18 protein-coding genes are annotated in these 21,836 nt (G+C 70.1%); 12 read left to right on the top strand and 6 right to left on the bottom strand.

Translation table 11 applies throughout. The annotated features are described in order from the left end of the window. Positions 1-27 precede the first annotated feature (27 nt). The 10 genes from ACIOKD_RS02535 (at position 28) to ACIOKD_RS02490 (ending at position 9,049) form a co-directional block, all read left to right on the top strand. The gene (locus ACIOKD_RS02535) at positions 28-483 is read left to right on the top strand and encodes a DUF6668 family protein (protein ID WP_402077068.1); all 456 of its coding nucleotides are present in this window, start codon (positions 28-30) and stop codon (positions 481-483) included. Between the two features lie 159 nt (positions 484-642). Then, positions 643-918 carry a hypothetical protein gene (locus ACIOKD_RS02530; protein ID WP_402077066.1) on the top strand — a complete coding sequence of 92 codons (276 nt, stop codon included), beginning with the start codon at positions 643-645 and terminating at the stop codon, positions 916-918. Between the two features lie 80 nt (positions 919-998). Beyond that, entirely contained in the window at positions 999-1,265 is a 267-nt protein-coding gene (locus ACIOKD_RS02525; protein ID WP_402077064.1) for a hypothetical protein, read from the top strand. A 21-nt stretch (positions 1,266-1,286) separates the two neighbouring features. Then, on the top strand, positions 1,287-2,111 hold the full coding sequence (locus ACIOKD_RS02520) for a hypothetical protein (RefSeq protein ID WP_402077061.1): 825 nt from the start codon (positions 1,287-1,289) through the stop codon (positions 2,109-2,111). A 1-nt stretch (position 2,112) separates the two neighbouring features. Next, positions 2,113-3,225, top strand: coding sequence for a hypothetical protein (locus ACIOKD_RS02515; RefSeq protein WP_402077059.1), 1,113 nt, complete (start codon positions 2,113-2,115; stop codon positions 3,223-3,225). A gap of 244 nt (positions 3,226-3,469) precedes the next feature. Beyond that, positions 3,470-4,963: an SCO6880 family protein gene (locus ACIOKD_RS02510; RefSeq protein WP_402077056.1), complete on the top strand. Its 1,494-nt coding sequence runs from the start codon at positions 3,470-3,472 to the stop codon at positions 4,961-4,963. Next, on the top strand, positions 4,960-6,474 hold the full coding sequence (locus tag ACIOKD_RS02505; RefSeq protein WP_402077052.1) for an ATP/GTP-binding protein: 1,515 nt from the start codon (positions 4,960-4,962) through the stop codon (positions 6,472-6,474). The genes ACIOKD_RS02510 and ACIOKD_RS02505 overlap by 4 nt, the downstream gene beginning before the upstream one ends. Beyond that, positions 6,471-8,231, top strand: coding sequence for a type IV secretory system conjugative DNA transfer family protein (locus tag ACIOKD_RS02500; RefSeq protein WP_402077049.1), 1,761 nt, complete (start codon positions 6,471-6,473; stop codon positions 8,229-8,231). The genes ACIOKD_RS02505 and ACIOKD_RS02500 overlap by 4 nt, the downstream gene beginning before the upstream one ends. Next, positions 8,215-8,862, top strand: coding sequence for a DUF4913 domain-containing protein (locus ACIOKD_RS02495; RefSeq protein ID WP_402077046.1), 648 nt, complete (start codon positions 8,215-8,217; stop codon positions 8,860-8,862). The genes ACIOKD_RS02500 and ACIOKD_RS02495 overlap by 17 nt, the downstream gene beginning before the upstream one ends. Continuing rightward, positions 8,774-9,049: a sigma factor-like helix-turn-helix DNA-binding protein gene (locus ACIOKD_RS02490; RefSeq protein WP_402077043.1), complete on the top strand. Its 276-nt coding sequence runs from the start codon at positions 8,774-8,776 to the stop codon at positions 9,047-9,049. Before ACIOKD_RS02495 ends, ACIOKD_RS02490 begins: the two co-directional genes overlap by 89 nt. A gap of 43 nt (positions 9,050-9,092) precedes the next feature. Here the strand turns inward: ACIOKD_RS02490 and ACIOKD_RS02485 are convergent, their stop codons facing one another. The 3 genes from ACIOKD_RS02485 to ACIOKD_RS02475 form a co-directional block, all read right to left on the bottom strand. Continuing rightward, on the bottom strand, positions 9,093-9,482 hold the full coding sequence (locus ACIOKD_RS02485; RefSeq protein WP_402077041.1) for a hypothetical protein: 390 nt from the start codon (positions 9,480-9,482) through the stop codon (positions 9,093-9,095). Positions 9,483-9,579: 97 nt separating this feature from the next. Continuing rightward, positions 9,580-9,873 carry a hypothetical protein gene (locus ACIOKD_RS02480; protein WP_402077039.1) on the bottom strand — a complete coding sequence of 98 codons (294 nt, stop codon included), beginning with the start codon at positions 9,871-9,873 and terminating at the stop codon, positions 9,580-9,582. Between the two features lie 78 nt (positions 9,874-9,951). After that, positions 9,952-10,428 carry a sigma-70 family RNA polymerase sigma factor gene (locus ACIOKD_RS02475; RefSeq protein WP_402077036.1) on the bottom strand — a complete coding sequence of 159 codons (477 nt, stop codon included), beginning with the start codon at positions 10,426-10,428 and terminating at the stop codon, positions 9,952-9,954. A 426-nt stretch (positions 10,429-10,854) separates the two neighbouring features. On the opposite strand from ACIOKD_RS02475, the gene ACIOKD_RS02470 reads away from it, so the two are divergent. Continuing rightward, positions 10,855-13,752 (top strand): AfsR/SARP family transcriptional regulator, encoded by a 2,898-nt coding sequence (locus ACIOKD_RS02470; RefSeq protein WP_402077034.1) that lies wholly within the window; start codon positions 10,855-10,857, stop codon positions 13,750-13,752. 304 nt (positions 13,753-14,056) lie between these two features. On the opposite strand, the gene ACIOKD_RS02465 is transcribed toward ACIOKD_RS02470, so the two are convergent. From ACIOKD_RS02465 to ACIOKD_RS02455, 3 genes are all read right to left on the bottom strand, one after another. Further along, positions 14,057-15,445 carry a hypothetical protein gene (locus ACIOKD_RS02465; protein ID WP_402077031.1) on the bottom strand — a complete coding sequence of 463 codons (1,389 nt, stop codon included), beginning with the start codon at positions 15,443-15,445 and terminating at the stop codon, positions 14,057-14,059. Positions 15,446-16,240: 795 nt separating this feature from the next. After that, the gene (locus ACIOKD_RS02460) at positions 16,241-16,465 is read right to left on the bottom strand and encodes a hypothetical protein (RefSeq protein WP_402077029.1); all 225 of its coding nucleotides are present in this window, start codon (positions 16,463-16,465) and stop codon (positions 16,241-16,243) included. Positions 16,466-18,663: 2,198 nt separating this feature from the next. Further along, positions 18,664-18,792, bottom strand: a complete 129-nt coding sequence (locus ACIOKD_RS02455) for a hypothetical protein (RefSeq protein WP_402077027.1) — start codon at positions 18,790-18,792, stop codon at positions 18,664-18,666. Between the two features lie 126 nt (positions 18,793-18,918). Between ACIOKD_RS02455 and ACIOKD_RS02450 the strand changes: the two genes are divergently transcribed. Continuing rightward, complete coding sequence (locus ACIOKD_RS02450) at positions 18,919-21,693, top strand: BTAD domain-containing putative transcriptional regulator (RefSeq protein WP_402077024.1); 2,775 nt, start codon at positions 18,919-18,921, stop codon at positions 21,691-21,693. Positions 21,694-21,836: the final 143 nt, after the last annotated feature.

Below are 21,836 nucleotides of genomic sequence, written 5' to 3'. Positions count from 1 at the left end.
GCCTCGATCCGGGACGCCCCGCCGCCCGTGGTCCGGGAGTCGCCCCCGCACACCTCCGGCATCAGCTGGGTCGGCGCGCACGGCGGCGCGGGCGCGACCACGTTCGCGGGAGCGCTCGGCGGGACGGACATCGGGCATGCCTGGCCGGTGGTCGCCGAGGGCGAACCCGGCGATGTCCTGCTGCTGGCCCGGACCCATCTGGCCGGGCTCCAGGCCGCGTCCAAGGCGCTGGACTCACTGCGTACGGGCCGGCACCCTGCCGGGATACGGCTGGTGGCGCTCGTCCTGGTGGCCGACGCACCCGGCCGCATCCCGCCCGAACTGTGGCGTCGAGTGCGGGTGTTGCGCGCCGCCGTACGCACCTTCAGCGTGCCGTGGATCCCGCAGTGGCGGGTGGGCAAGTCCGCCCCCAAGGCGCCCCGGTCGATCGTGGAACTCGCGGCGTTCATCTCGACGCGGCCGGAGACCACCCCACCCCGCTGAGGGCTTCTGAGGGATCTCCGCGACGTCACGACGCCGTGGAGATCCCCCGGAAGCTCCCTGGCACCACGCGCCGCTCGCCGTCGGACGAACCCGGCGCCGGTGAGAGCACTTCTCGCCACCCCGGCCCACCGACCCCCGACCCGAACCCAAGGACGGACCATGCCCCGCGCCACCGCCGCCCACGAGGTCCTCGCCGCCACCTTCGACCCCGGCGCGGACGCCGACTTCCTCCTCGGCGTCCTCGCCTGGTGCGCCTCCGCCGCGGGTGTCGCGGGCGTCCTGATCACCGGCATGCTCCTGGGCCTCCAGCTGCGCCGCGGCGAACCCGGCGAAGGCGCCTCCTACATGCGAGGTCTCTTCTTCGTGATCGTCGGGTGCGTGCTCGCCGCGACCGCCGGACCGATCGTGCAGTTCCTCGGCCCCCTGGGGCTCTGATGCACGGTCCCCCGGGCCGCCCCAGGACGCCTGCCGCTCACCCCTTCTCGTCCTCACCACCATCCATCAGGAGATTCGTCATGCTCACCTTCCCCGTCGCCGCCATTCCCGACCCGCAGCGCCAGGCCCCCGCGGCCCTCACCGAGAAGGTCGACCTCGTGCTCGGCATCGCCGCCTGGGCGGGTACCGCGGCCGGGGTGGCCGGCGTGTTGGTGACCGGCGCGATGATGGCCATCTCCGTCAAGCGCGGCGAGAGTTCGGAGCACATGAGCCGGCTCGGCATGGTGCTGGGCGGCTGTGTCCTGATCGCCACCGCCGGCCCTCTCGTCCAGTTCGTCTTCAACTGAACCGGCGAGGGACACCACACCATGTCCACCCCACCCGACCACGGGCGAGCGCCGGGCGACGACGCGATCAGCGACCTTCCGGCCACTCCGGTCACCCCCCTCCCCGCTCCCGTCCCCCGTGACGGCGCGGACCCGTTCGCGGCCCCCTTCTGGAAGGAGCGCGGCTGGCTGCTCGCCGCCGGTTTCCTCGCGGCGGCCCTCGCTCTCTCGCTGCTCGCCCTCGTCACCCGCCCCGACACCCCGCCGCTGCTCGAAACCGCCTCCGCGGCGGGCCCGTTGACCCAGGGCGCCGCAGGCTCCGGGGGCCGCCCCACGGGCTGCGCCACCGACGACGGCGACCGCGCCGACCCCGGGGCGCCGCCGGCCGACCTGCGCTGGCGCACCCTGGGCGGCACCCGTGTGCCCGTCTCGGCTGCCGCCGGTCCCACCGAGAAGACCGGACCGGTGCGGTGGTGCTTCGCCCACACCCCCATGGGTGCGGTGCTCGCCGCTCATGTCATCCCCGCCCAGATGACGTCGTCCGACTGGCGTGAGGTGACCCGGGACCAGGTGGTCGCCGGGTTCGGCCGCGACCTGTTCGTCTCCCAGCGCGGCTCGTTCTCCGACGCCCGCCTCAAGACCCGTAGGAACGGCAGCTACGCCGGATTCCTGCTCGCCGACTACGGCTCCGACGACGCCACCGTCGACGTACTGATCAAGAGCCCGGACGGGCCGTACTTCAGCACCTCGGTCCGGCTGCAGTGGAGCGGCGGCGACTGGAAGGTCCTGCCCGCCAACGACGGAGGGCTGCACACCGAACTGACCTCGGTCGGCGGCACCGACGGCTACGTGCTCTGGAAGGTGTGACATGGCCTGCGAAACGGGCAGCGGCCCCGGCGACGTCATCAAGGGTTTCTTCGACTTCCTCGGCGACCCCATCGGCACGATTCTGGAGGTCATCGCCAACAAGGTGCTCGCCGGAGCCATCGCGGTCTTCGGCGACCTCACCACAGGCATCCCCACCCTGGTCTCCGACGGCACCGCGGACAAGGTCAGCCGGCAGACCCAGTGGATCGTCGTCTACACCGCCGTCGGCTCGCTCCTCTTCGCCGCCGCACGCATGGCGCTGGAGCGGCGCGGTGAGGCGGGCACCGTCGCTCTCAAGGGACTGCTGCGGGTGATCCTGGTGGCCGGTGGCGCGACCGCCGTCGTCACCGCCCTGGCGAGCCTCTCCGACCGGTACGCCGACCATCTCTTCGCCACCGGAGCCCAACAGCAGCTCACGACCATCGGGTGCAGCGGCGGCGACGGCATTCCGGCGGTGCTGCTGCTGGTCCTCGCGTTCTTGCTGCTCATCGCGGCCATCGTGCAGACCGTGCTGCTCTACGTCCGGCTCGGCGTCATGATCATCCTGCTGGGCACCCTTCCGCTGGCCGCCGCCGCGTCCATGACCAACTGGGGCGGCGGCTGGTGGCGCAAGCACATCGGCTGGATGGTCGCCTGGCTGCTCTACAAGTCCGCGGCCGGTCTGGTCATCTTCGCCGGAAGCGCGATGCTCTCCAACGACGGCGACAGCGGCATCCACGAGAAGATCGCCGGTATCGGGGTTCTGCTCCTGTCGGCCCTGGCCCTGCCGGCCCTGCTCAAGCTGATCGTGCCGGCCACGGCCGGGCTGGGCGGCGGCGCCCCGGGCAGTACCGGAGCCGCGGTCGGCGGGCTCGCCTCGGGCGCCAAGTCCATCGGCGGCGGGAACGGTTCCTCCGGTGGCATGTCCGGCGCCGCGGGACCCTCCGGGATGGCCGGACCCTCCGGCGCGGGCGGCGGATCCGGAGCCGCCGGGGCAGGCGGAGCGCGCGCCGCCGCGGCTGCCGGACCGGCCGGCGCCGCCGCTGCCGCCGCGATCAGCGCGGGCCAGTTCGTCGGCCGCGTGGCGGCCGGAGCGGTCGAAGGCGCGGACGGCGACCGGGGTCACAACAAGTGACACACCGGATGAACCGCCGGGGCTTCGACCGGTGACGCACCCGGAGACTTACCGGTGTTCGGACCGGTGACGCAGTCGGAGACCCGCCGGCGCTGGGACCGGTGACACCGCGCCGGTGCGGCGCGGCCCCGGCGACTGCGGCGGCACAGCCCACGACACCGCCGTATCCGCACCGCACCCGCGGAAACCTCCAGCCCCCGACGGGCCACCACCACCCCATCAACCCACCATCCCAGGAATCCCCATGTCGACGGATACGGTTGTCCATCCCACCTACGGGAACTGGCGCCGCCCCCGCCGCCCCGGACTCGGCCCGCTCGGGCTGCTCGGTACGTTCGGGGTGTTCGGCGGGCTGGTGCTCACCCTTCTTGTCTCCCTGGTCTCCCTTGTGGCGGCCCTGTTCGTCCTGTTCCCGCTCGCCGCGGTCATCGTGCCGCTCATGGTGCGCACCCGGGACGGCCGCAACCTCTACCAGTTGCTCGGCCTGCGCGTCGGCTGGCTGCGGCGCCGCTCCAAGGGCTCCCATCTCTACGTCAGCGGCCCGCTGTCCACCCGTCCCGGCGGCCGGTTCGGGCCGCCCGGCCTGCTCAGCCGCCTCACCATGAGCGAGGGCCGCGACGCCTACGACCGGCCCTTCGGCGTTCTGCACCACCCGGGCCGTAACACGTACACCATCGTGCTGGGCTGCGATCCCGACGGCGGGTCACTCGTCGACCCCGACCAGACCGACGTATGGGTCGCCGCCTGGGGACAGTGGCTGGCGCGGCTCTCCCAGGAGCCCCAACTCAAGGGCGCCTGCGTCGTGGTGGAGACCGCCCCCGACTCCGGCACCAGGCTGGCGAACGAGGTGCTGCCGAGGATCAGGCAGGACGCGCCCGCCGCCGCCCAGGCCGTGATGCGCGAGGTCGTGGAGCGCTACCCGTCCGCCTCCTCCGAGATGAACACCTACATCGCCCTCACCTACGGCGTCCTCCCCGGCCAGCGCCGCCAACAGTCCGATATCGTCACCGAGTTGGCCATGCGCATCCCCGGTCTGCTCGGTGGACTCGTCGGCGCGGGCGGCGGCTCGGCCGCGCCGCTGTCCGCCGAGCGCATCGCCGAGGTGGTCCGCATCGCCTACGACCCCGACATCGCCGGGGACGTTCTCGACGCCCGCGCCCGCTACGGCGCGACCGGCCTGGACTGGGAGGACGCGGGCCCCGCCGCCGCCGTCGAGGCCGTGGACGCCTACCAGCACGACTCAGGGATCTCCCGCACCTGGCTGCTCACCCTCGCCCCGCGCGGCACTGTCGGCTCCAATGTGCTGCGCGGCCTGCTGGAGGCCGCGCCGAACACCCGCCGCAAACGGGTCGCCCTGCTCTACCGACCCATCGACCCGGGCACCTCGGCCCGCATCGTCGAAGCCGACCGCCGCGCCGCCCAGTTCATGGCCACCTCCGGCAAGGGCATGGTCCAGGCCCGCGCCGCCTCCGAGATGCGTGCCGCCGAGCAGACCGCCGCCGAGGAGGCCGCCGGCGCGGGACTCGTGGAGTTCTCCCTCATGGTCACGGTCACCGTCGACACCCAGGAGCAGCTCGCCGACGCCGCCGTCACCGTGCGCAATCTCCAGGCCGCCGCCCGGCTCTCGCTGCGCCCGGCCGACCGGATGCAGGCCGCGGCCTTCACCTGCACCCTCCCCCTCGGCATCCTGCCCTGGGAGCACACCCTCGTTCCGCAGGCACTTCAGGAGGCACTGTGAGCAGCACCGGTCGTCGGCCCCCGGCATCCAAGGTCCCGCCGGCCCGGTTGCCCGGCGCACGCGGCTGGCCCGGCCCCGGCGGCGGCGAGATCGGCCATCTCGACCCGCCCACCATGTGGCGTGCCACGACCGTACAGGCCTGCGGGCTCTGGCCGTTCGCCGCCGGATCGGGCTCCCCGATGACGGGGGTGCCGCTCGGCCAGCACCTGGGCACCGGCGCCACCGTGTGCGGTGACCCCATCTCCTGGTTCACCAGAGCCCGCTACATCTCCAACCCGTCCCTGTTCATGCTGGGCATGCCGGGCCTGGGCAAGTCCACCCTCGTCAACCGGATGCTGATCGGCCTCGCCGCGACGGGAGTCGTGCCCCTGGTCCTCGGCGACCTCAAGCCCGACTACGCCGACACCGTGCGCGCGCTCGGCGGGCAGGTCATCTCCATCGGGCGCGGGGTCGGCGGCATCAACATCCTCGACCCGGGTGCGATGGGCGCCGCCGCCGAGCGTCTCGGCGGAGCGGCCGGGGAGAGCCTGGCTGCCGAGGCGCACGGCCGTGTCCTCAACATGGTCGCCGCACTCATCTCCGTCGTCCGCACCCGCCCCATGGAGGACCACGAACAGTCCGTCCTCGCTGCCGCGTTGCACCACCTGCGCGAACGCACTCCGACCGGCCGCGCACCGCTCCTGCCCGACCTGCTCGCCGTGCTGCAGCAGGGCCCCGACCGGGTGCGCGCGGTCACCCTCGACCGCGGCGACGACTCCCGCTACCACGACGCCGTCGACCCGCTGCACCGCTCCCTGCTCGGCATCCTCGACGGCCCGCTCGGCCGCACCTTCTCCTCGCCGACCTCCACCCGCATCGACCCGTCCGCGCCCGCCGTGTGCGTCGACATCTCCCGCATCGGCGAGTCCGACACCCAGCTCACCGCCGCCGCCATGCTCGCCGCCTGGTCCGACGGACTCGGCACGGTCGCCGCCGCGCACGCACTCGCCGACGCCGGACTCGCCCCCCGCCGCTGGTACTTCACCGTCCTCGACGAACTCTGGCGCCCACTGCGGGCGGCCTCCGGCATCGTGGACCGCATCGACGCGCTCACCCGCCTCAACCGTTCCCTCGGCCTCGGCGACGCGAAGATCACTCACACCCTCAAGGACGCCGAGGCGCTCGGCAGCGAGTCCGACCGGGCCAAGGCGCGCGGCTTCGTCGAACGCGCCGGCATGGTCATCTGCGCCGGACTTCCCCGCACCGAGATGGAGGAACTCGGCCGTGTCGTAGGAATGTCGGAGCGCGAGGTCGACCTCGTCTCCTCCTGGTCCTCCCCGCCCGGCTGGGCCGTCACCGGCGGCCACGAGGAACCTCCCGGTCGCGGCCGGTTCCTCATCAAGGTCGGTGGACGCCCCGGCATCCCCATCAAGGTCGCCATCACCCAGACCGAACGCGACCTGCACGACACCAACAGCCGCTGGGCCGCGGCCAAGCCGCCGCGCCCCGGGGACGCCGGAGGCATCGCGTGAGCGCCCGTCCCCACCCCACGGGCAACGAACTCGCCCCCTGGGCGATCGTCGCCGTGGCGGCCGTGGCCCTGCTGCTCTCCACCACCGTCTGGCTCGGCGGTACGACGGCCGCGGCGCTGACCGGCGCGGGCTGGAACCCGCCCCCCTTCGCCCTGTCCACCTTCGCCGAAGTCACCGCCCACGGGACGCAGAAGGCGTGGCCCGGAGCCTCGCCGTTCGCCGTGTACAGCGGCATCACGGTGGCCTTCGCCGCGGTCGCCGCCATCGTCGTCGCCCTGTTCACCGTCGTACGGGGGCACCAGCGGCCCACCTCGGGGCTGGCCGGCGTCCGCGAACTGGCGGCGCTCGCCCCCGCCGGCATCGCCGCCCGCGCCCGCGATCTGCGCCCCTCCCTCAAGGGCATCAAGGAGCTCGACCCCGACGACACCGGCAACCTCCTCGGCGACCTCGATCCCAACGGGCCCGAACTCCGATCCTCCTTCGAGGACGTGGAGCTGGACCTCATGGCGCCGCGCGCGGGCAAGTCCACCGGCATCGCCATCCCGCGCGTCCTGCGGGCCCGCGGCGCCGTCCTGCTCACCTCCAACAAGTCCGACGTGTACGCCGTGACCCGCGCCGCCCGGACCGAGGTGGGCCGGGTCTGGACGTTCGACCCGCAGGGCATCGCCCACGCCCCCCGCGAGATGTGGTGGAACATGCTCGCCGACTGCGCCACCATCGAAGGCGCCCGCCGTCTCGCCGGCCACTTCGTGGCCTCCGTCAACGACGACTCCTCGAAGAAGGATTTCTGGATCTCCGCCGCGCAGAACACCCTCACCGCCCTCTTTCATGCCGCCGCGGGCGGAAAACGCCAGGTCACCGACCTGCTCGCCTGGCTCGCCGACCCGGCCGACCGCACTCCGATCGACCTGCTGCGCGACATGGGCATGCACGCCTTCGCCGAACAGCTGCAGGGCACTGTCCGGGGTGCCGTCGAGACCCGCGACGGCATCTACGAGACGGCGCGCCAGTGCGTTTCCTGCCTCCTGGACCCGGAGATCGTCGCCTGGGTCACCCCGCAGCCCGACCTCCCCGAGTTCCGTCCCCACGACCACGTCCTCACCCGCGACACCCTCTACCTCCTCTCCAAGGACGGCGGCGGCTCCGCGGCCGGGGTCGTCGCGGGAATCGCCGACGGCACCATGCGCGCCGGGGTCATGGCCGCCGAACGCATGGGCGGACGCCTCGACCCGCCCATGACCGCGGTCCTCGACGAAGCCGCCAACGTCTGCCGCATCTCGGATCTCCCCGATCTCTACAGCCACTTGGGATCCCGGGGCATCAACGTCGTGACGCTGCTCCAGAGCTACCGCCAGGGCAGCCGTGTCTGGGGCGAGGCCGGTATGGATGCCCTGTGGAGCGCCGCCACCATCAAGCTCCTCGGCGCGGGCCTGGACGACGCCGACTTCGTCGACAAGGTCTCCAGACTCGTGGGACAGCGGGAGGTCAGCACGCTCAGCGTCTCCCGCAGCAAGGACGGCACCTCGCGCTCCACGTCCTACCGCCTCGACCCGATCCTGCCACCCGACCGCATCCGCGCCCTTCCCAAGGGCACCGCCCTCCTCCTGGCCACCGGCGTCAAACCGGCCATGATCCGGCTCCGCCCCTGGTTCAAGGAACCCGGCGCGGCGGCCACCTCCGCCGCCGCCAAGGCGGAGGCGGACGCGATCACCCGCCGAGCGGCGGAGAAGTGGACGGGCCATGGCATCGAGCACTGACCCGGAGGCGGTCGCGAAGGCACCGGGCGCCGCGCGCACGGGCGGCTGGGTGCGGTCCGCCCCCTCGCCGGACCCGGCCGACGGGGCTTCGGTGAAGGCCTCCGCCCCGGCCCCCGTCCCGGCCCCCCGGGCGGATCCACCGACCCCGCCCGATCCGCCCACAGGGAACCCTCCGGAAGCGGGCTCGGCGGAGTCGGCGCCCACGGACCCGGAACGGGACGAGCCCGTGCCCCCGCGACCCGCGCCCGACGCTCCGCCCCCTTCCGGCGCCCCGCCCTTCGTCCTCTACAAGTCCGGGGGGCAGTTCGGTTCGGCCGTGTCCGATCTCGCGGACTGGGTGCACGGCCTGCTGATCCCGGTCTACGGCCGCGAGATCTCCTCCACCGCCCCCTGGTGCCCCCGCTGGTACGAACACATGGAGGCCATAGCGCAGTTGTACGGCCTGTGGATGGCCTGGCAGGACCTCACCGGTTCGGGCTCCCCGATGACCGGGCCCGCGATGTGGCACCGGGACTACTTGACCCCGGTGATGAACTCGCTGCGTGACCCCTCCGGCGTCTTCGCGGGCTGCAAGCCGGGTCAGCACCGCCCCAAGGAGCCACCGCCGATCGACGCCCCCGACGCCGCGTGACGGTGCGTGCCCCGCTGGGCCCCGCGCAGCAGGCCCCCGGGCACCGTGCCGGAACCCGTGCGGCAGTCCGGGGGCCCTCCCTCAGGCCGGGCGCACTGCGGCGGAGGCGGCGGTTCGGCTGGGTGTTCCGGAGGGTACGGTCAAGTCCCGTGCTCATCATGCTCTGAAGGCGTCTGAAGGCGTCTGAAGGCGTTGCGCAAGGTGTGTGCGGGCAGGCCGGGCAGTGATGTTCAGCTCCGAGAGGTGGCAGTGTGACGACGCGGGAGCACTCTCATGACGTACTCCTCGGCGCGTATGCGCTGGGCCTTCTTGACGCCGATGAGCGGTCCGGGCTTGAGCGACAGATCGAGGCGTGCGAGGTATGCCGAGTGGAGCTGGCTGATCTGAAGGCGCTTGAGGCGGAACTCGGTGAGGTGCCACCGGAGTTCTTTCTGGAGGGTCCGCCGGAGGACGGTGATCTGATGCTGCGGAGGACGTTGCGGCAGGCGCGCGCGGAGGACGCGGCGAACCGGCGGCGCCGGGGTGTGCTGGTGGGTGTCGCCGCGGTGGCCCTCGCGGGGGTACTCCTCGGCGGCGGGTACGTCACGGGCCAGGCGCGCGCCCGGTGGGGCGGAGAGCACGTTCCGGGGGCGAGGTCGGGTGTCGGCGGCTACAGGTTGGGCCTGGCCCGTGCGTCGGGGCCAGGCCGCGGTCGCGTCGTCTGCCGGTGGCGGGCGCTCAGTGGTCCGTGGCGTCGGTCATCAGCTCGCGTTGCGCGGCGATCCGTTCCCTGAGGACCACCGCCGCCACGTGGGTCGACAGCCGGAGCATGAACTGTTCCTCGGCCTGCCGCAGCACATCCGAGACCAGGACCACACGTTCGCGGCGCCGCACCGCGTGCCGGACCGCGGCCTCGGCGGCGGCTCGGGCCCGTCGCCAGTCGTGCACCGAGGCGGAGAGGGTGAGGTGGTTCTCGCGAAAGGCGGCCGCGCGGCGGCGGAGCAGCAGCTCCACGATTTCCGTCCATTGCATGCGATGCATATATGAACAAACGGTTCGGGATCTGATTCGGGTCAGTATGCAGCGCACATTTTTTCGCACCGCCCCACGTCACTCGGCGGCGAGCCTGCGTCGGAGGGCGTTGAGCGCGTAATGGTGCCGAGATTTCACGGTGCCGACCGGTATGCCGATCAAGTCGGCGGCTTCCCGCAGGCTGTGCTCAAGCACGTAGAGGTGGAGGACGACCTCCCGGTGCTCGGGGGAGAGGCCGTGCAGCAGCGCCAGGGTGTGCATGGAGGTCGCGACGGACTCGGCGTGGTCCGGCAGCGTCCTTTCGGGTCGGCCCGTACCGAACAGTCCGTCCGAGCCCACCACCTCGTTGCGCGCCATGGAACTTCGTGACCGGTCGATGATCAGGTGACGGGTCACCGTCAGTAGCCAGCCGCGGATGGAGCCGGCGGTGGAGCAGAGCCGTTCCGTGTGCGGCCAGGCCCGGATGAACGCCTCCTGGGCGATGTCCTCCGCGAGATGCCGGTCCCGAAGAATCCTCTCCGCGTAGGCGATGACGGCGGGGGAGTGCTCGGCCATTAGAGCGTCCAGCAGATTGGAGTCCGGCTCAGGGTTTGCGAGTGTCGTATCAGGCGTATTCATCGTGCATCGGGTTTCTGGTGCAGAACGGCGGTGACCGCCGATTTCGGCGGTCGCCCTTACGCGATCCAGGTAACCAGCCGTCCGTATATGTCCCGTTGACGAACTGTCTACGGGTCGTGTGCGCCCACCTCCGACCCACTTCACGGGCCGTGCACGCCCCGTCCTGAACCCGTCGAAACCTCCTGCCGTGGCGCTGTCCGCCCTACGACGCGTCCCGTCCCGCGAGGCCGAGTCGCTGGCCGCGGTGGCACCGTGCCGTCCCCGCCTGTCCCCGCCCGTCCCCGCCCGTCCCCGGTTCGAAGGAACTCCCCCTTTCCTTGAGAGACTGGAGACCGCTCACGGACAACGGGAGAGGCCTCGACGTTGGAACAACCAGTGCGGTTCTCGGTGCTGAGCCCGGTCCGGGCCTGGCGCGGCGGGGCCGAGATCCCGCTCGGCCCGCCGCAGCAACGCGCCGTGCTCGCCGTACTGCTGCTGGCGGAAGGTTCGCAGGTCTCGACGACCGCGCTGTCCGACGCCCTGTGGGGCCCCGACGCGCCCGCCTCCGCCTCGGCCGTCCTGCGCGGCTACATCCACCGCCTCCGCAAGGTCCTCGACCCCGGTACGGACCTTGCGTACTCCCTGATCCGATCCGTCGGTGACGGCTACCAGCTGGGCCCCGCGACCGAGTTGGACCTGTACCGCTTCCGGGAACTGAGCGCCCTTGCCGAACGGGCCCGCGGCGATGGCGACCTCGCGGGCGCGGTGAAGCTCCTCCGGGAGGCGGCGGACCTGTGGCACGGCACCGCGCTGGCCGGACTGCCCGGCGCCCACGCCCAGCAGCAGCGCCACCGCCTCACCGAACTGTGGCTGTCCGCGACAGCGGCCCGCCTCACCACCGAACTCGGCCTCGGCGCCCCCGCGGAGGCCGCCGCCGAACTGGCCGAACTCGTCGCCGTACACCCCATGGACGAGCGCTTCCGCGAACTGCTCATGCTGGCCTACTACCGCTCGGGCCGACAGGCCGCCGCACTGGCCACCTACCAGGAGGCGCGGACCCTGCTCGCCGAGGAACTGGGCGTCGACCCCGGTCAGGCCCTGCGGACCCTCCACCAGCGCATCCTCCGCGCCGACCCCGGCCTCCTCGACCAGCCGTCCGAGCCCGAGCGGACGCCCCCGCCCACACCGCCCACCATTCCCGCCCCTTCGCAACTCCCGCCACCATCAGCCGTGTTCGTCGGCCGGGAACCCGAACTCGACCGTGCGGTGGCCATGGCCACGGACGGCACCGTCGTCGTCAGCGCCGTCGCGGGCACGGCGGGCGTCGGCAAGACCGCGTTCGCCGTGCAGTGGGCCCACCGCGTCGCCGACCGCTTCCCCGACGGACGGCTCTACCTGAACCTGCGTGGCTTCGACCCGGTCGGCGTGCCCGTCGCCCCCGAACATGCCCTGCGCACCCTGCTGGCCTCCCTCGGCGCCGATGTCCGTGCCCTGCCCCAGGACCTCGACGTCCTCACCGCCGCCTACCGCACCCACCTCGCGGGCAGCAAACTGCTGCTGCTCCTCGACAACGCCCGCGACGCCGCCCAGGTACGCCCGCTACTGCCCGGAGCACCCGGCTGCCTGGTCATCGTCACCAGCCGCAACCGGCTCGCCGGCCTCGTCGCCGTCGACGGCGCACACTCCCTCCACCTCGACGTCCTCGCCCCAGCCGAGGCGCGCGCCCTGCTCGCCCGACGCCTCGGCGCGGCCCGAGTGGAAGCCGAACCGGACGCCGTCGACGAGATCATCGCCCGCTGCGCCCGCCTCCCGCTCGCCCTCGCCGTCACCGCCGCCCGCGCGGCCACCCGCCCCACCTTCCCGCTTGCCGCCCTCGCATCCGAACTCCGCGCCAGCGCCGCCGACGTGGACGCCACGTGCGCCTTGGACGCCTTCCAGGACGAGAGCGACACCGCCGCCGACGTACGCGCCGTGCTCTCGTGGTCGTACCACGCCCTCACCTCCGAGGCGGCCCGCCTGTTCCGCCTTCTCGCCGTGCACCCCGGCCCCGACATCACCGCGCCCGCGGCCGCGAGCCTCGCCGGCCTCACCCTCGCGCACGCCCGGCGTCTGATCGCCCAACTCGTCCGGGCCCACCTCCTCGACGAGGCCGTCCTGGGCCGCTACGCCTCCCACGACCTGCTCCGCGCCTACGCCGCCGAACTCGCCGAAACCGGCGAACTTCCCGAGGACCTGCGGGCCACCCGCCACCGAGTGCTCGACCACTACCTCCACACCGCCCACGGCGCCACCGGACTCACCAACCGCGCCCGCGTGCTCATCCCCCTCGCCCCGGTGGCCGAGGGAGTGCGCCCCGAGGACTTCGGCGGCGACCCGGCGCAGGCGACAGCCTGGCTCACCGCCGAACAGGCCGTCCTCAGCGCGGCCGTGGCGCAGGCGGCCACCCACCACCACGACACCCACACCTGGCAACTCGCCTGGGCCGTCGCCAACCACTTTCATCTGCGCGGCCTCTGGCAGGACGAGGAGGCCATGCAGCGTGCCGCCCTAGACTCCGCGCGCAGACTGGCCGACCCGGTCGCCGAGGCGTACGCCCGTCGCGGCCTCGGCCTGGCCATGGCGGGCCGCGGGCACTTCGACCAGGCGGCGGCCGAGGCCCGGCAGGCCGTCGAACTCCTGATCCGTGCAGGCGACGTGAGATCCGCCGCCGAGAGCTACCGCACCTTGGCCTGGGCGGTGGAGCAGAGCGGGGACCTGGACGCGGCGCTGGAAGCCGCCCAGCGTTCCCTCGAACTGTTCCAAGCCTGTGAGAGCCAGGCCTCCGACGGAATGCGTGTCCGTACGTCGATCGCGTCGGCTCTCAACGCCGTCGGCTGGTACCACGTCCTCCTCGGCCAGCATCGCCAGGCCCTCGACCACTGCCGGGAGGCCCTGACCCTGTGCCTGGGACTGGGCGACCACATCAACGCCGCCCACACCTGGGACAGCATGGGCCACGCCCACCACCACCTCGGCCAGTACGCCGATGCCGTCACCGCTTTCGAGCACGCCCTGGGCCTGTACCGGCGCCAGGGCGACCTGCCCTGGTTCATCGCCGGAACCCTCACCCGTCTGGGCGACACCCACCAGGGCGCGGGAACTCCGGACGCGGCCCGAGCCGCCTGGACCGAAGCCCTGTCCATCATGGAGGACTTGGGCCACGCCGACACCGAGTCCCTCCGCGACCGGCTGAACCCCGAGCGGCGTAGAACTCGCCACCCGGTTCAGAGCGTCACTGACTGACGGGTGAAGCCGTTCCACTCGTCGCAGCGGAACGCACCGACGGTCGGCCGAGGTTGACGCAGGCGCTCACTGTGGTTCGCCAGCCGGAGGTGGCTTCGTCGCCGGGGCGGGGGAACTTGGCATGTCGGTCCTCCGTCGATGATTCTCGTCTCGCGGTCCGGGCGGGTGAGATTCGGGAAGGCCTGGCCGTTGACGTCGCGAGTCCTCACCGATGGCTACGCACAGCCGCAGTGATCCAGTGCAACAAGGTTCCCGACAGAGGTATTCGGCCCCCTCCCCTCCCGCGCCAGCAACCGTGGTGTCGTCACCGTCGTAGGCCTGCGTAGCCCGTCTCGTTGGCGCGGTAGGCGATCGGAACGGACTGCGCGGAGTACCGCGGAGCGGCGTAGGCGGCCGGCACGGGGTGCCGCATGGCTGCGGAGGTCACCTCGCCCATCAACTCGTCCGGAAACCGCGAGGACTTGCCGATGCCTCGAAGCTCCCGCTCGGTGAGGGGAGCGATCGACCGGTAGCGGCGATAACTGTTGTCGTACGTGAGCTTGTTGCTGGAATGTGTGTGAGCGGCCCACATCTCCGCGCTGCTGAGAACCTCATGCGCCGTGTGATGCCCGTGTTCCACGAAGACGGCGATCGCGGCGAGCCGGACGAGTTCGAGGTCGATGTGCCGCGCGCCTTTGTCCTGGGCCACTTTGGCTATTTCGAGCAGGGCCATGGTCGATCCGGAAAGACCGGTACCGACAAGCCCGCCCGAGGGCTCCGCGTCGTGGTGGGGGGAGGCGGAGGACGGGAGCGTGATGAACTGGTCGCCCCGGCACCATTCGACGTACCGCTCGCCGTTCGCCGTGAGACTGGACGCGAACCGTTTCTCGTCCGCGGAAAGCGGCGGGTGCACGTCCCTGGCCAGCCTGCGCTGCAACTTGACGGGATGCTTCTCTCTCTTCGCGCGCTGCTGCTGCAGAAGTCCCGTACTCCCGAAGTCCGACAGCCCCCTGAACGCCCCGTTCCGTTCCCCCGCCAGGAGGAAGGCCACGGTCTCCCTGAGGTTCCCGGACTCGGCGACTCGCCGCAGGGCACCTGGATCGTCCCCCACAGCGCCTTGCTGAATCCGGTTGGTCTCGGCGAACTTGCTGGTCCTGGCCGGATCGATCGCGCTCACCATGTGCCATGCCGCGCACGCGACCGTTCGCATCTGCCTGGCGACCTCCGGCCGCCGATCGATGATGTGGCGCGCCAGTGCGGCCTCGAACCACGCCGCCTCCTCCTGGTACACGATCGCCGCGGTGTCGCAGGGGGAGGCGTCCAGAGGAACGAACCGGGGCACCGGGTGGCCGAGTGCCGGCCGTCGCGCAAGAAAAGGTGGCGCCGTCGGGAGTGGGACGGTGACGGACGGCAGTGGGACAGACGGGCGCCCGAAGGGAACGGCCGGAGCGTGCGAAGGTGCGGGAGCGGGTGCGCGCACCGGATAGCGCACGACCGGACCCGCCGAGAAGGCCTCGGAGCCCCGGGCTATCGGATAGCGCACGACCGGGCCCGCCGCGAGCGCTTCCGAGCCCCGGGCTACCGGATAGCGCGGGACCGGATCCACCGGATAGCGCACGACGGGCGGCCTCGGCGGAATGGCGACCGGTGGCTGCGCCACCGTCCGGGCTGCCTCCTGTTGGCGCCGCACAGCGGCCTGATGGCGCAGCGCCATGTCCTGCTGCACCTGATCCCGACTCTGCGGATCCGGCGCGCCGAGAACCTCGTAGGGGTAATGCCAGGAAGCCCCGTGGGCCTCAGTGGTTCCAGCAACCCTGTACATGGACACACTCCATTCCTCCGCGTCTTGCGGGCACGAATTCCTGCACGAACACCGCTACTACGCGCAGAGGGAGACCGAAGTTCGCGCGGCTGTCGGCGACTTCGCGGGAGGCTCCTACGAGCTCGTGACACGATCATGGTCGAGCCTCCTTGCGACGTCTTCGGCAGATAAGGCCGCAGGCCGGGGAGACGAGGGCAGCGTGGTGTTCGGCGCGGCGCTCCCAGCGGGGAGGCAGTGGTACGCGCCGTCCCCGAACCAGTCCACCGGCCGGAAGTGCTCCGCCGTCGCGGACGGGCAGGCCGACGAGGCTCCGTGGGCAGGCCAGAAGGTCGTCCTCCCCACCTCGCCATGCCGGTGACGGCCGTGATCGCCGCCGCGGACCCCGGACCCGGACCCGGACCCGGACCCAGACCCCCGGACCCCGGACCCGGACCCCGGACCCGGGCCCCAGACCCCGGGCCCCGGACCAGGGCCATGGCGACCGCTGCGATCTCGCCATCGGCGTGCTGAGAGCCGCCGGAGCCGACAACATCGCCAAGACCACCCGGGCGATCCGCCATGAGCCCCGACGAGCACTCCCCGTCCGGGGCATCACCAACGATCCGGACACCTACGGAACTTGATCAGGCTCTGCGCTCTCGACGGCCTGCCGGGAGGCCGTCGAAGAGGCTCGTCACATCCGCCGGGTCAGCGCTTCTGCCCCGGAGTGGCGGAGTGAGAGGTCCCGTACGCGTGCTGGTTCACCATCTGCCTCGTTCGCGGGTCCGCCGACTGCTGGAACTGCTCGTTGTCCGCCAGTCGCTTCGTGGCCGCCTGGCTGGCCTTGTACGCGGTATTCAGTAGCGCGTCGATCTTGGCGTCACTCTCGCGGAACTGGGCCTCAAGAGCGGCGTCCGCCGTGTTTCCACTCATATTTCTGTCCTCCACAGTTGAAGTTCTCGTGCATTCAGATGTAGCTACGCCCGTCAGCATGCGAAGGGTTCAATCCGACTCCGGCCCAAGCGGCGGACGGTATCGCCCCGGGCAAGGCCCTGCCGACCGTCGTCCCGCCGGCCGCCAGGAGTATGTGGGACGGTGCGTGCGGATCGGACAAACGGAGGTCGATTCAGGATTGTTCGGTGCTCACTGCATTCTGGGTAGGGACGTCGGGTCGGCCGTCGTCCATGCGGACCGTCAAGTGTCTGCCGGCATCTCCCGCGGCAGCATCGGCGTCCAGGTCCAGGTCCCTATACTCGACATCGAGGTCCGCACCTGCCCGCGAGCGCTGATCGACCGTAGAGGAACTCCTGCGAAGGAGACGGAAGGTCATCCAGGTGTGGCCCGCGGGCGCGGGGAGCGGCGCGGCGCCTCCATCGCTTCCCAGGAGGGAGCACCCCCGTACGGAGCCGGTGTGCGGCACGAAAAAGTCAGGGGCACGCGAGCACACCGCATCAGTGACTCACTCGTTTCGACGCCCGGTGGCCGTCAGGTGCACTTGATCCTCCAGCTCGTACGCAGTGAGCCCAGGCGGACGTGGCTCGCCACAATGAGCTAGATCCTCGACGGCGCGCATGGCTTGTCGGCGCGGGCCAAGGCTGCAGCGTCTGCGGGGCCGGGGGCCAGATCCCGCCCCGGTTCACTGGTGCAGATTCAGCCCGTCACCGTCAACGGACCGCGCCAGGGCCCGGGATCCGGACAGCCCGGCCACGGGCCTGCCTCCTATCGGCTGAGCCCGGCTCTGCGAACCGCGTTGTACGGGGCTCCGCCCGCTTGTCCGCAGTCGGCCGGGCCGTCGACACTCCCGGAGACGCCGGATCCGACCCGGCGGGTTCTGTCACCAGGGCCGCGACACCATCCGGTCAGGCTGCGTGTCCCGCCGAACCGAAGCCTGAATCGGCACATCGTGCGCATTTCTGCGAGCGCCCGCACCTGGCCGGGATCATCCTCACGATCCCCCATCCCTCCGGTCGGTGAACTCTGCTCGCGTGTGCCCCGTCGTACAAGTCGAGAGACGGAAACCGTGTGCAAGCCCATGTGGAGAGGTGCGCGCAGCACGGTCTGCTGTGGATGATGCGTTGCATGGATTCGGGATAATTCGACCGTCGTAAATCGTTACGCAAGGGAAGATATGTACTATGTCTGATACATCACCAAACGCCTCTCTTGGGGAAAAAAGGTGGGGGATTCGGAGATTCTTTCGGAATAGTGGCGAAACCCCTGACGTATCGCGCCGAAGGGATGATCAACGAGCTCAATTCATAAGGCAACAGATGGCAGACATGCCTGGTGATGAAGAGCGGATGCTGATCGCACGCGCCAAGCAGCAGAGCCTGGCCGAGGCGGCCTCGCCGAAGCCTCCGACCGCCCCTCTGAGTCCGGCTGAAGCGCGGGAGTTGGGTGAGGCCATCGCTCGCAGTCGGGTGGAGGTCGGTGCTCCTCTGAGTCCGGCTGAGGCGCGGGAGTTGGGTGAGGCCATGGCTCGCAGTCGGGTGGAGGTCGGTGCTCCTCTGAGTCCGGCTGAGGCGCGGGAGTTGGATGAGGCCATCGCTCGCAGTCGGGTGGAAACCGGCGCCCGTCCGAGACCGGCCGAAGCGGTTGGCCGGCAAGGGAAACACGAGTACCCGCGAGAGGGGTATGCCTACTTCGCTGGACTGAAGGTTTCTGGTAGTGCCGTTGCAGGTTCGTCCAAGCGCAGCTCCGCACCCGGACCATACAAGCAAACTCCAGAGACAAGGCAGAGGCGTTCTCGCGGGGCGCAATGAGAAACTCGTACGCGGCGGCGTTCTGATGGCTTGTCCGTGCGTGGTCGCGACACACGTGACCCCTGCTGACAACGGCCCTCGACGCCGTAGGCCGCTATGACGGCACCCTGTGGCACGAACACCTGAGGCCGACGTGAGGCCGACGTGAGACCGACGGCTCAGTGACGCTTCCTCAGCGCCCCGCCTGCCTGCGGGTGCGGGAATTCCCCTGTGTCTGTCCGCCGCCGCAGACGAGACCGCTCGTCCACCTCAGGGCCGACTCGAAGACGGTCGACCTCGTTTCCTGGCTCTACCCGGGACGTGACAGCTCTCGGCCACTTCACGGCACGGTGCTCGCAGGGTCGGTTGCGTGATCAGTTCTGTCCGGATTCATCCGGTGGCGCCGAGGGTGGCCTGCGTCTCCGCGTCGAGGGCGCCGGTCGCGGAGTCGCCTCGCAGGCCGGGGCCGGGGGCTCCTGCGATAGAGTCCCGGGTCTCATGACATCTGCTGAAGTCCACGACCTGAGGTTTTCGGTGCTTGGGCCGTTGCGGGCCTGGGTGGGTGCGTCCGAGTTGACGCTAGGGCCTCCTCAACAGCGTGCGGTGTTGGTCGTGTTGCTCTTGTCAGGGAACCGACCTGTCACTGTGAGTGAGTTGGTTGATGGTCTGTGGACCGGCGAGCCGCCGTCAACTGCCGTGTCGGTGGTCCGCACGTATCTGTCTCGCTTGCGCAGCTTATTCGGCCGGGTGGTTCCGGGTAAGCAGGTGCTGGTTTCCGCGAGTGGCGGATACGCGCTTCGGGTAGCCGATGAGTGTCTTGATCTGACGGTGTTCGAGCGGCAGGTGGACGAAGCGCGGGGGCTGGCGACTGCTGCGGCTGCGGAGAAGATGCGGTCGGCGCTGAAAGCGTGGACCGGCCTGCCGTTGTCGGGCGTACCGGGGCCCTTCGCTGAAGTCGAGCGGACGCGTCTGAGTGAGCTCCGTCTGTCGGTGACGGAGGCCTGTATCGAGTGCGAGTTGGAGCGGGGGGCGCATCGTCAGGTGGTGCCGGAGTTGATTGCGCTGACGGCAGCGCATCCTCTTCGGGAGCGGTTGTGCGGGCAGTTGATGCTGGCGTTGTATCGGAGTGACCGTCAAGCGGAGGCCCTTGCTGTTTTTCACGATACGCGACAGACGCTTGCTGAACAGTTGGGTATCGAGCCGGGCCCGACACTGCAGGATCTATTGTCACGGATTCTGAGATCCGATCCGTCCGTTGTCGCGGATTCAACGGATCAGAAGGAGCGTTCGAGTTCTGTCCGGCCTGCGCAGTTGCCTGCTGATCTGGCTGATTTCACCGGGCGCGTCTCCGAGGTGGCGCGTTTGACGGAGCTGTTGCTGGACCGGACGGGGACAGCTGCGCCGGTGGCGGTGCTGACAGGGATGGGCGGGGCGGGCAAAACGGCACTGGCCGTGCACACGGCGCATCGTGTCGAGAAGCACTTTCCTGGTGGGCAGCTGTACGTCGATCTGAGGGGTGCTGACGGAGTACCCGCTGATCCAAAGGATGTTCTGGGTTTCTTCCTTCGGACGCTCGGTCATCCCGACCAGAGCATTCCGGCGGATCTGGAGGAGCGCGCGGCGGTGTACCGGTCGGTGCTTGCGGAGCGGCAGTTGCTCGTTCTGCTGGACAACGCGCGGGCTGCCGAGCAGGTGCGTCCGTTGCTGCCGGGGTCGAGTAACAGCGCGGCTGTGGTGACGAGCAGGTCGCGGTTGATCTCAGTGCCGGCTACGGGTCGTTTCTCGGTGGATGTCTTCGATCTCCGAACCGCGGGGGAGCTGTTCCGGCGGGTGGTGGGCAGTTCACGTACGACGGCGGAACATCTGACGGTGCTGCGGGTGATCGAGCTGTGCGGTGGGCTTCCGCTGGCGGTGAGGATCATCGCGTCGAGAGTGGCAGTGCATCCGGAGTGGCCTATCTCGGATGTGCTGGAGCGTCTGCTTGATGAGCAGCGGAGGCTGGGAGAGCTGCGTATCGAGCAGCTGACGGTCGAGTCGTGTTTTCATCTCGGTTACACGCAGTTGAACCCCGAGCAGGCACGTTCGTTGCGTGTTCTGTCTCTGCTGGAACTGCCGGTGATTGAGCTCGGGGAGGCGTCGGCGGTGCTCGATCTGGCGGAGGGTGAAGTGGAGCGCCTTCTGGACTCGCTCTTCAGCGCGGGGGTGCTCGAATCTCCGGCACCAGGGCGTTACCGGTATCACGATCTCATCAGGCTGTTCGCGCGGAGGCGGGCGGCAGAGGAGAACGAGGCCACGATGCGGCCTGAGGCTGTTGCTCGTCTCGTGGACTATTTCCAGGCTACGGCGCGCAACGCCTACGAGTTGCTGCGTCCCGGCCACACGCTGCCGCTGGGGTTCAAGGCAACGAAGGTGCAGGGACAGTCCTTCAGGAACGAGGCGGCTGCCATGCGGTGGGCGAGCCGGCGCCTGACAGACGCTCTCAGTGTGGTGGCGCAGGGCGCGGAGGAGCACACGGCAGCCGCCGCGGACCTGCTGATCGCGCTTGATCCCATCCTCATGGCGGACCACCGGTGGCGCGACATGATGTCGGCCGGGCGGGCAGTCATGAAGGCCGCCGGCCACGCGGGAGACCATCAGGCCGAACTCCGGGCCGGTTACATGCTCGGCGGCGCTCTGATGGAGATGGAATCCTTTGATGAGGCCCGTACGGTCACCGACCGGGCAATCAAACTGTCCTTTCAGGAAAACGACCTCACCGTACAGGCCATGGCCCTCAACGTCAGCGCCGTCCTCGAAAGGGAGCGGCAACGTATCGACAAGGCGATTGAAGAGGGGCGCAAAGCCTCGATTGTGGCTCTTGAAATCGGCGATCACTCGATCGAAGCGATGGCGCTGGGAAATGTCATCAATTTTCGGCTCCTCGCAGGTGAACGTGATCCTGAATTGCTGGATGTTGCCCTCCGCCAGCTTCACTTGCAAGATATTCTGGGTGACACGCAGGGCAAAGCCTGGGCGCTTTATAGAATGGGTTGCGTGCAGCACAGCCTGGGCCAGCCGGTCGATGCGGTGGGCACCTTGCAGCAAGCCCTGGATCTTCTGCCGCAAAAAGAACTCCTCCTGCGTACAGGCATCACTTCGCGATTAGCCCAGTATCAAATGGAACTCAAATTATTTGAGGGAGCTGCCCGAACGGCCGAAACTGCTGTTTCCCTGGCGCGCGAAATGAGGGCAACCCGATTGGAGGTCACCGCATCCATGATTCTCGGCGACGCCTTGATTCGACTCGGGTACACGGCGTGGGCTAGGTCCGTCTGGACCCAGGCACATGGTTTGACCGTCCGCAGTCAGTACGCTCACCTTGAAAATGAACTGCTCGAAAGAATCAAAGCGGACAGAATTCGGCGCGGTGCGGATACCTGAGTGCGCAGCGCACTGCTGATGCCGGGATTCCCGATCCGCCCCGAGGCCGCGCTCACCTCAGGCATTCCCGGAACATCTTCGACACGTACCTCCGGATAGTGGAGGACGTCGCAGCCCGAGCCGAGGGGCAGCGACGGAGCAAG

This window comes from Streptomyces sp. NPDC087844, assembly GCF_044742785.1.
Lineage (GTDB): Bacteria > Actinomycetota > Actinomycetes > Streptomycetales > Streptomycetaceae > Streptomyces.
Note: the sequence above shows the minus strand (reverse complement) of the source record. Positions and strands in the feature narration are given on the sequence as shown.

Excerpts from the sequence above, each read along its gene's own strand:
- ACIOKD_RS02495 (WP_402077046.1), top strand. The coding sequence starts at position 8,215 with ATGGCATCGAGCACTGACCCGGAGGCGGTCGCGAAGGCACCGGGCGCC.
- ACIOKD_RS02475 (WP_402077036.1), bottom strand. The coding sequence starts at position 10,428 with ATGGCCGAGCACTCCCCCGCCGTCATCGCCTACGCGGAGAGGATTCTT.
- ACIOKD_RS02520 (WP_402077061.1), top strand. The coding sequence starts at position 1,287 with ATGTCCACCCCACCCGACCACGGGCGAGCGCCGGGCGACGACGCGATC.
- ACIOKD_RS02515 (WP_402077059.1), top strand. The coding sequence starts at position 2,113 with ATGGCCTGCGAAACGGGCAGCGGCCCCGGCGACGTCATCAAGGGTTTC.
- ACIOKD_RS02465 (WP_402077031.1), bottom strand. The coding sequence starts at position 15,445 with ATGGCGCTGCGCCATCAGGCCGCTGTGCGGCGCCAACAGGAGGCAGCC.
- ACIOKD_RS02480 (WP_402077039.1), bottom strand. The coding sequence starts at position 9,873 with ATGCAATGGACGGAAATCGTGGAGCTGCTGCTCCGCCGCCGCGCGGCC.
- ACIOKD_RS02460 (WP_402077029.1), bottom strand. The coding sequence starts at position 16,465 with ATGAGTGGAAACACGGCGGACGCCGCTCTTGAGGCCCAGTTCCGCGAG.
- ACIOKD_RS02530 (WP_402077066.1), top strand. The coding sequence starts at position 643 with ATGCCCCGCGCCACCGCCGCCCACGAGGTCCTCGCCGCCACCTTCGAC.
- ACIOKD_RS02510 (WP_402077056.1), top strand. The coding sequence starts at position 3,470 with ATGTCGACGGATACGGTTGTCCATCCCACCTACGGGAACTGGCGCCGC.
- ACIOKD_RS02525 (WP_402077064.1), top strand. The coding sequence starts at position 999 with ATGCTCACCTTCCCCGTCGCCGCCATTCCCGACCCGCAGCGCCAGGCC.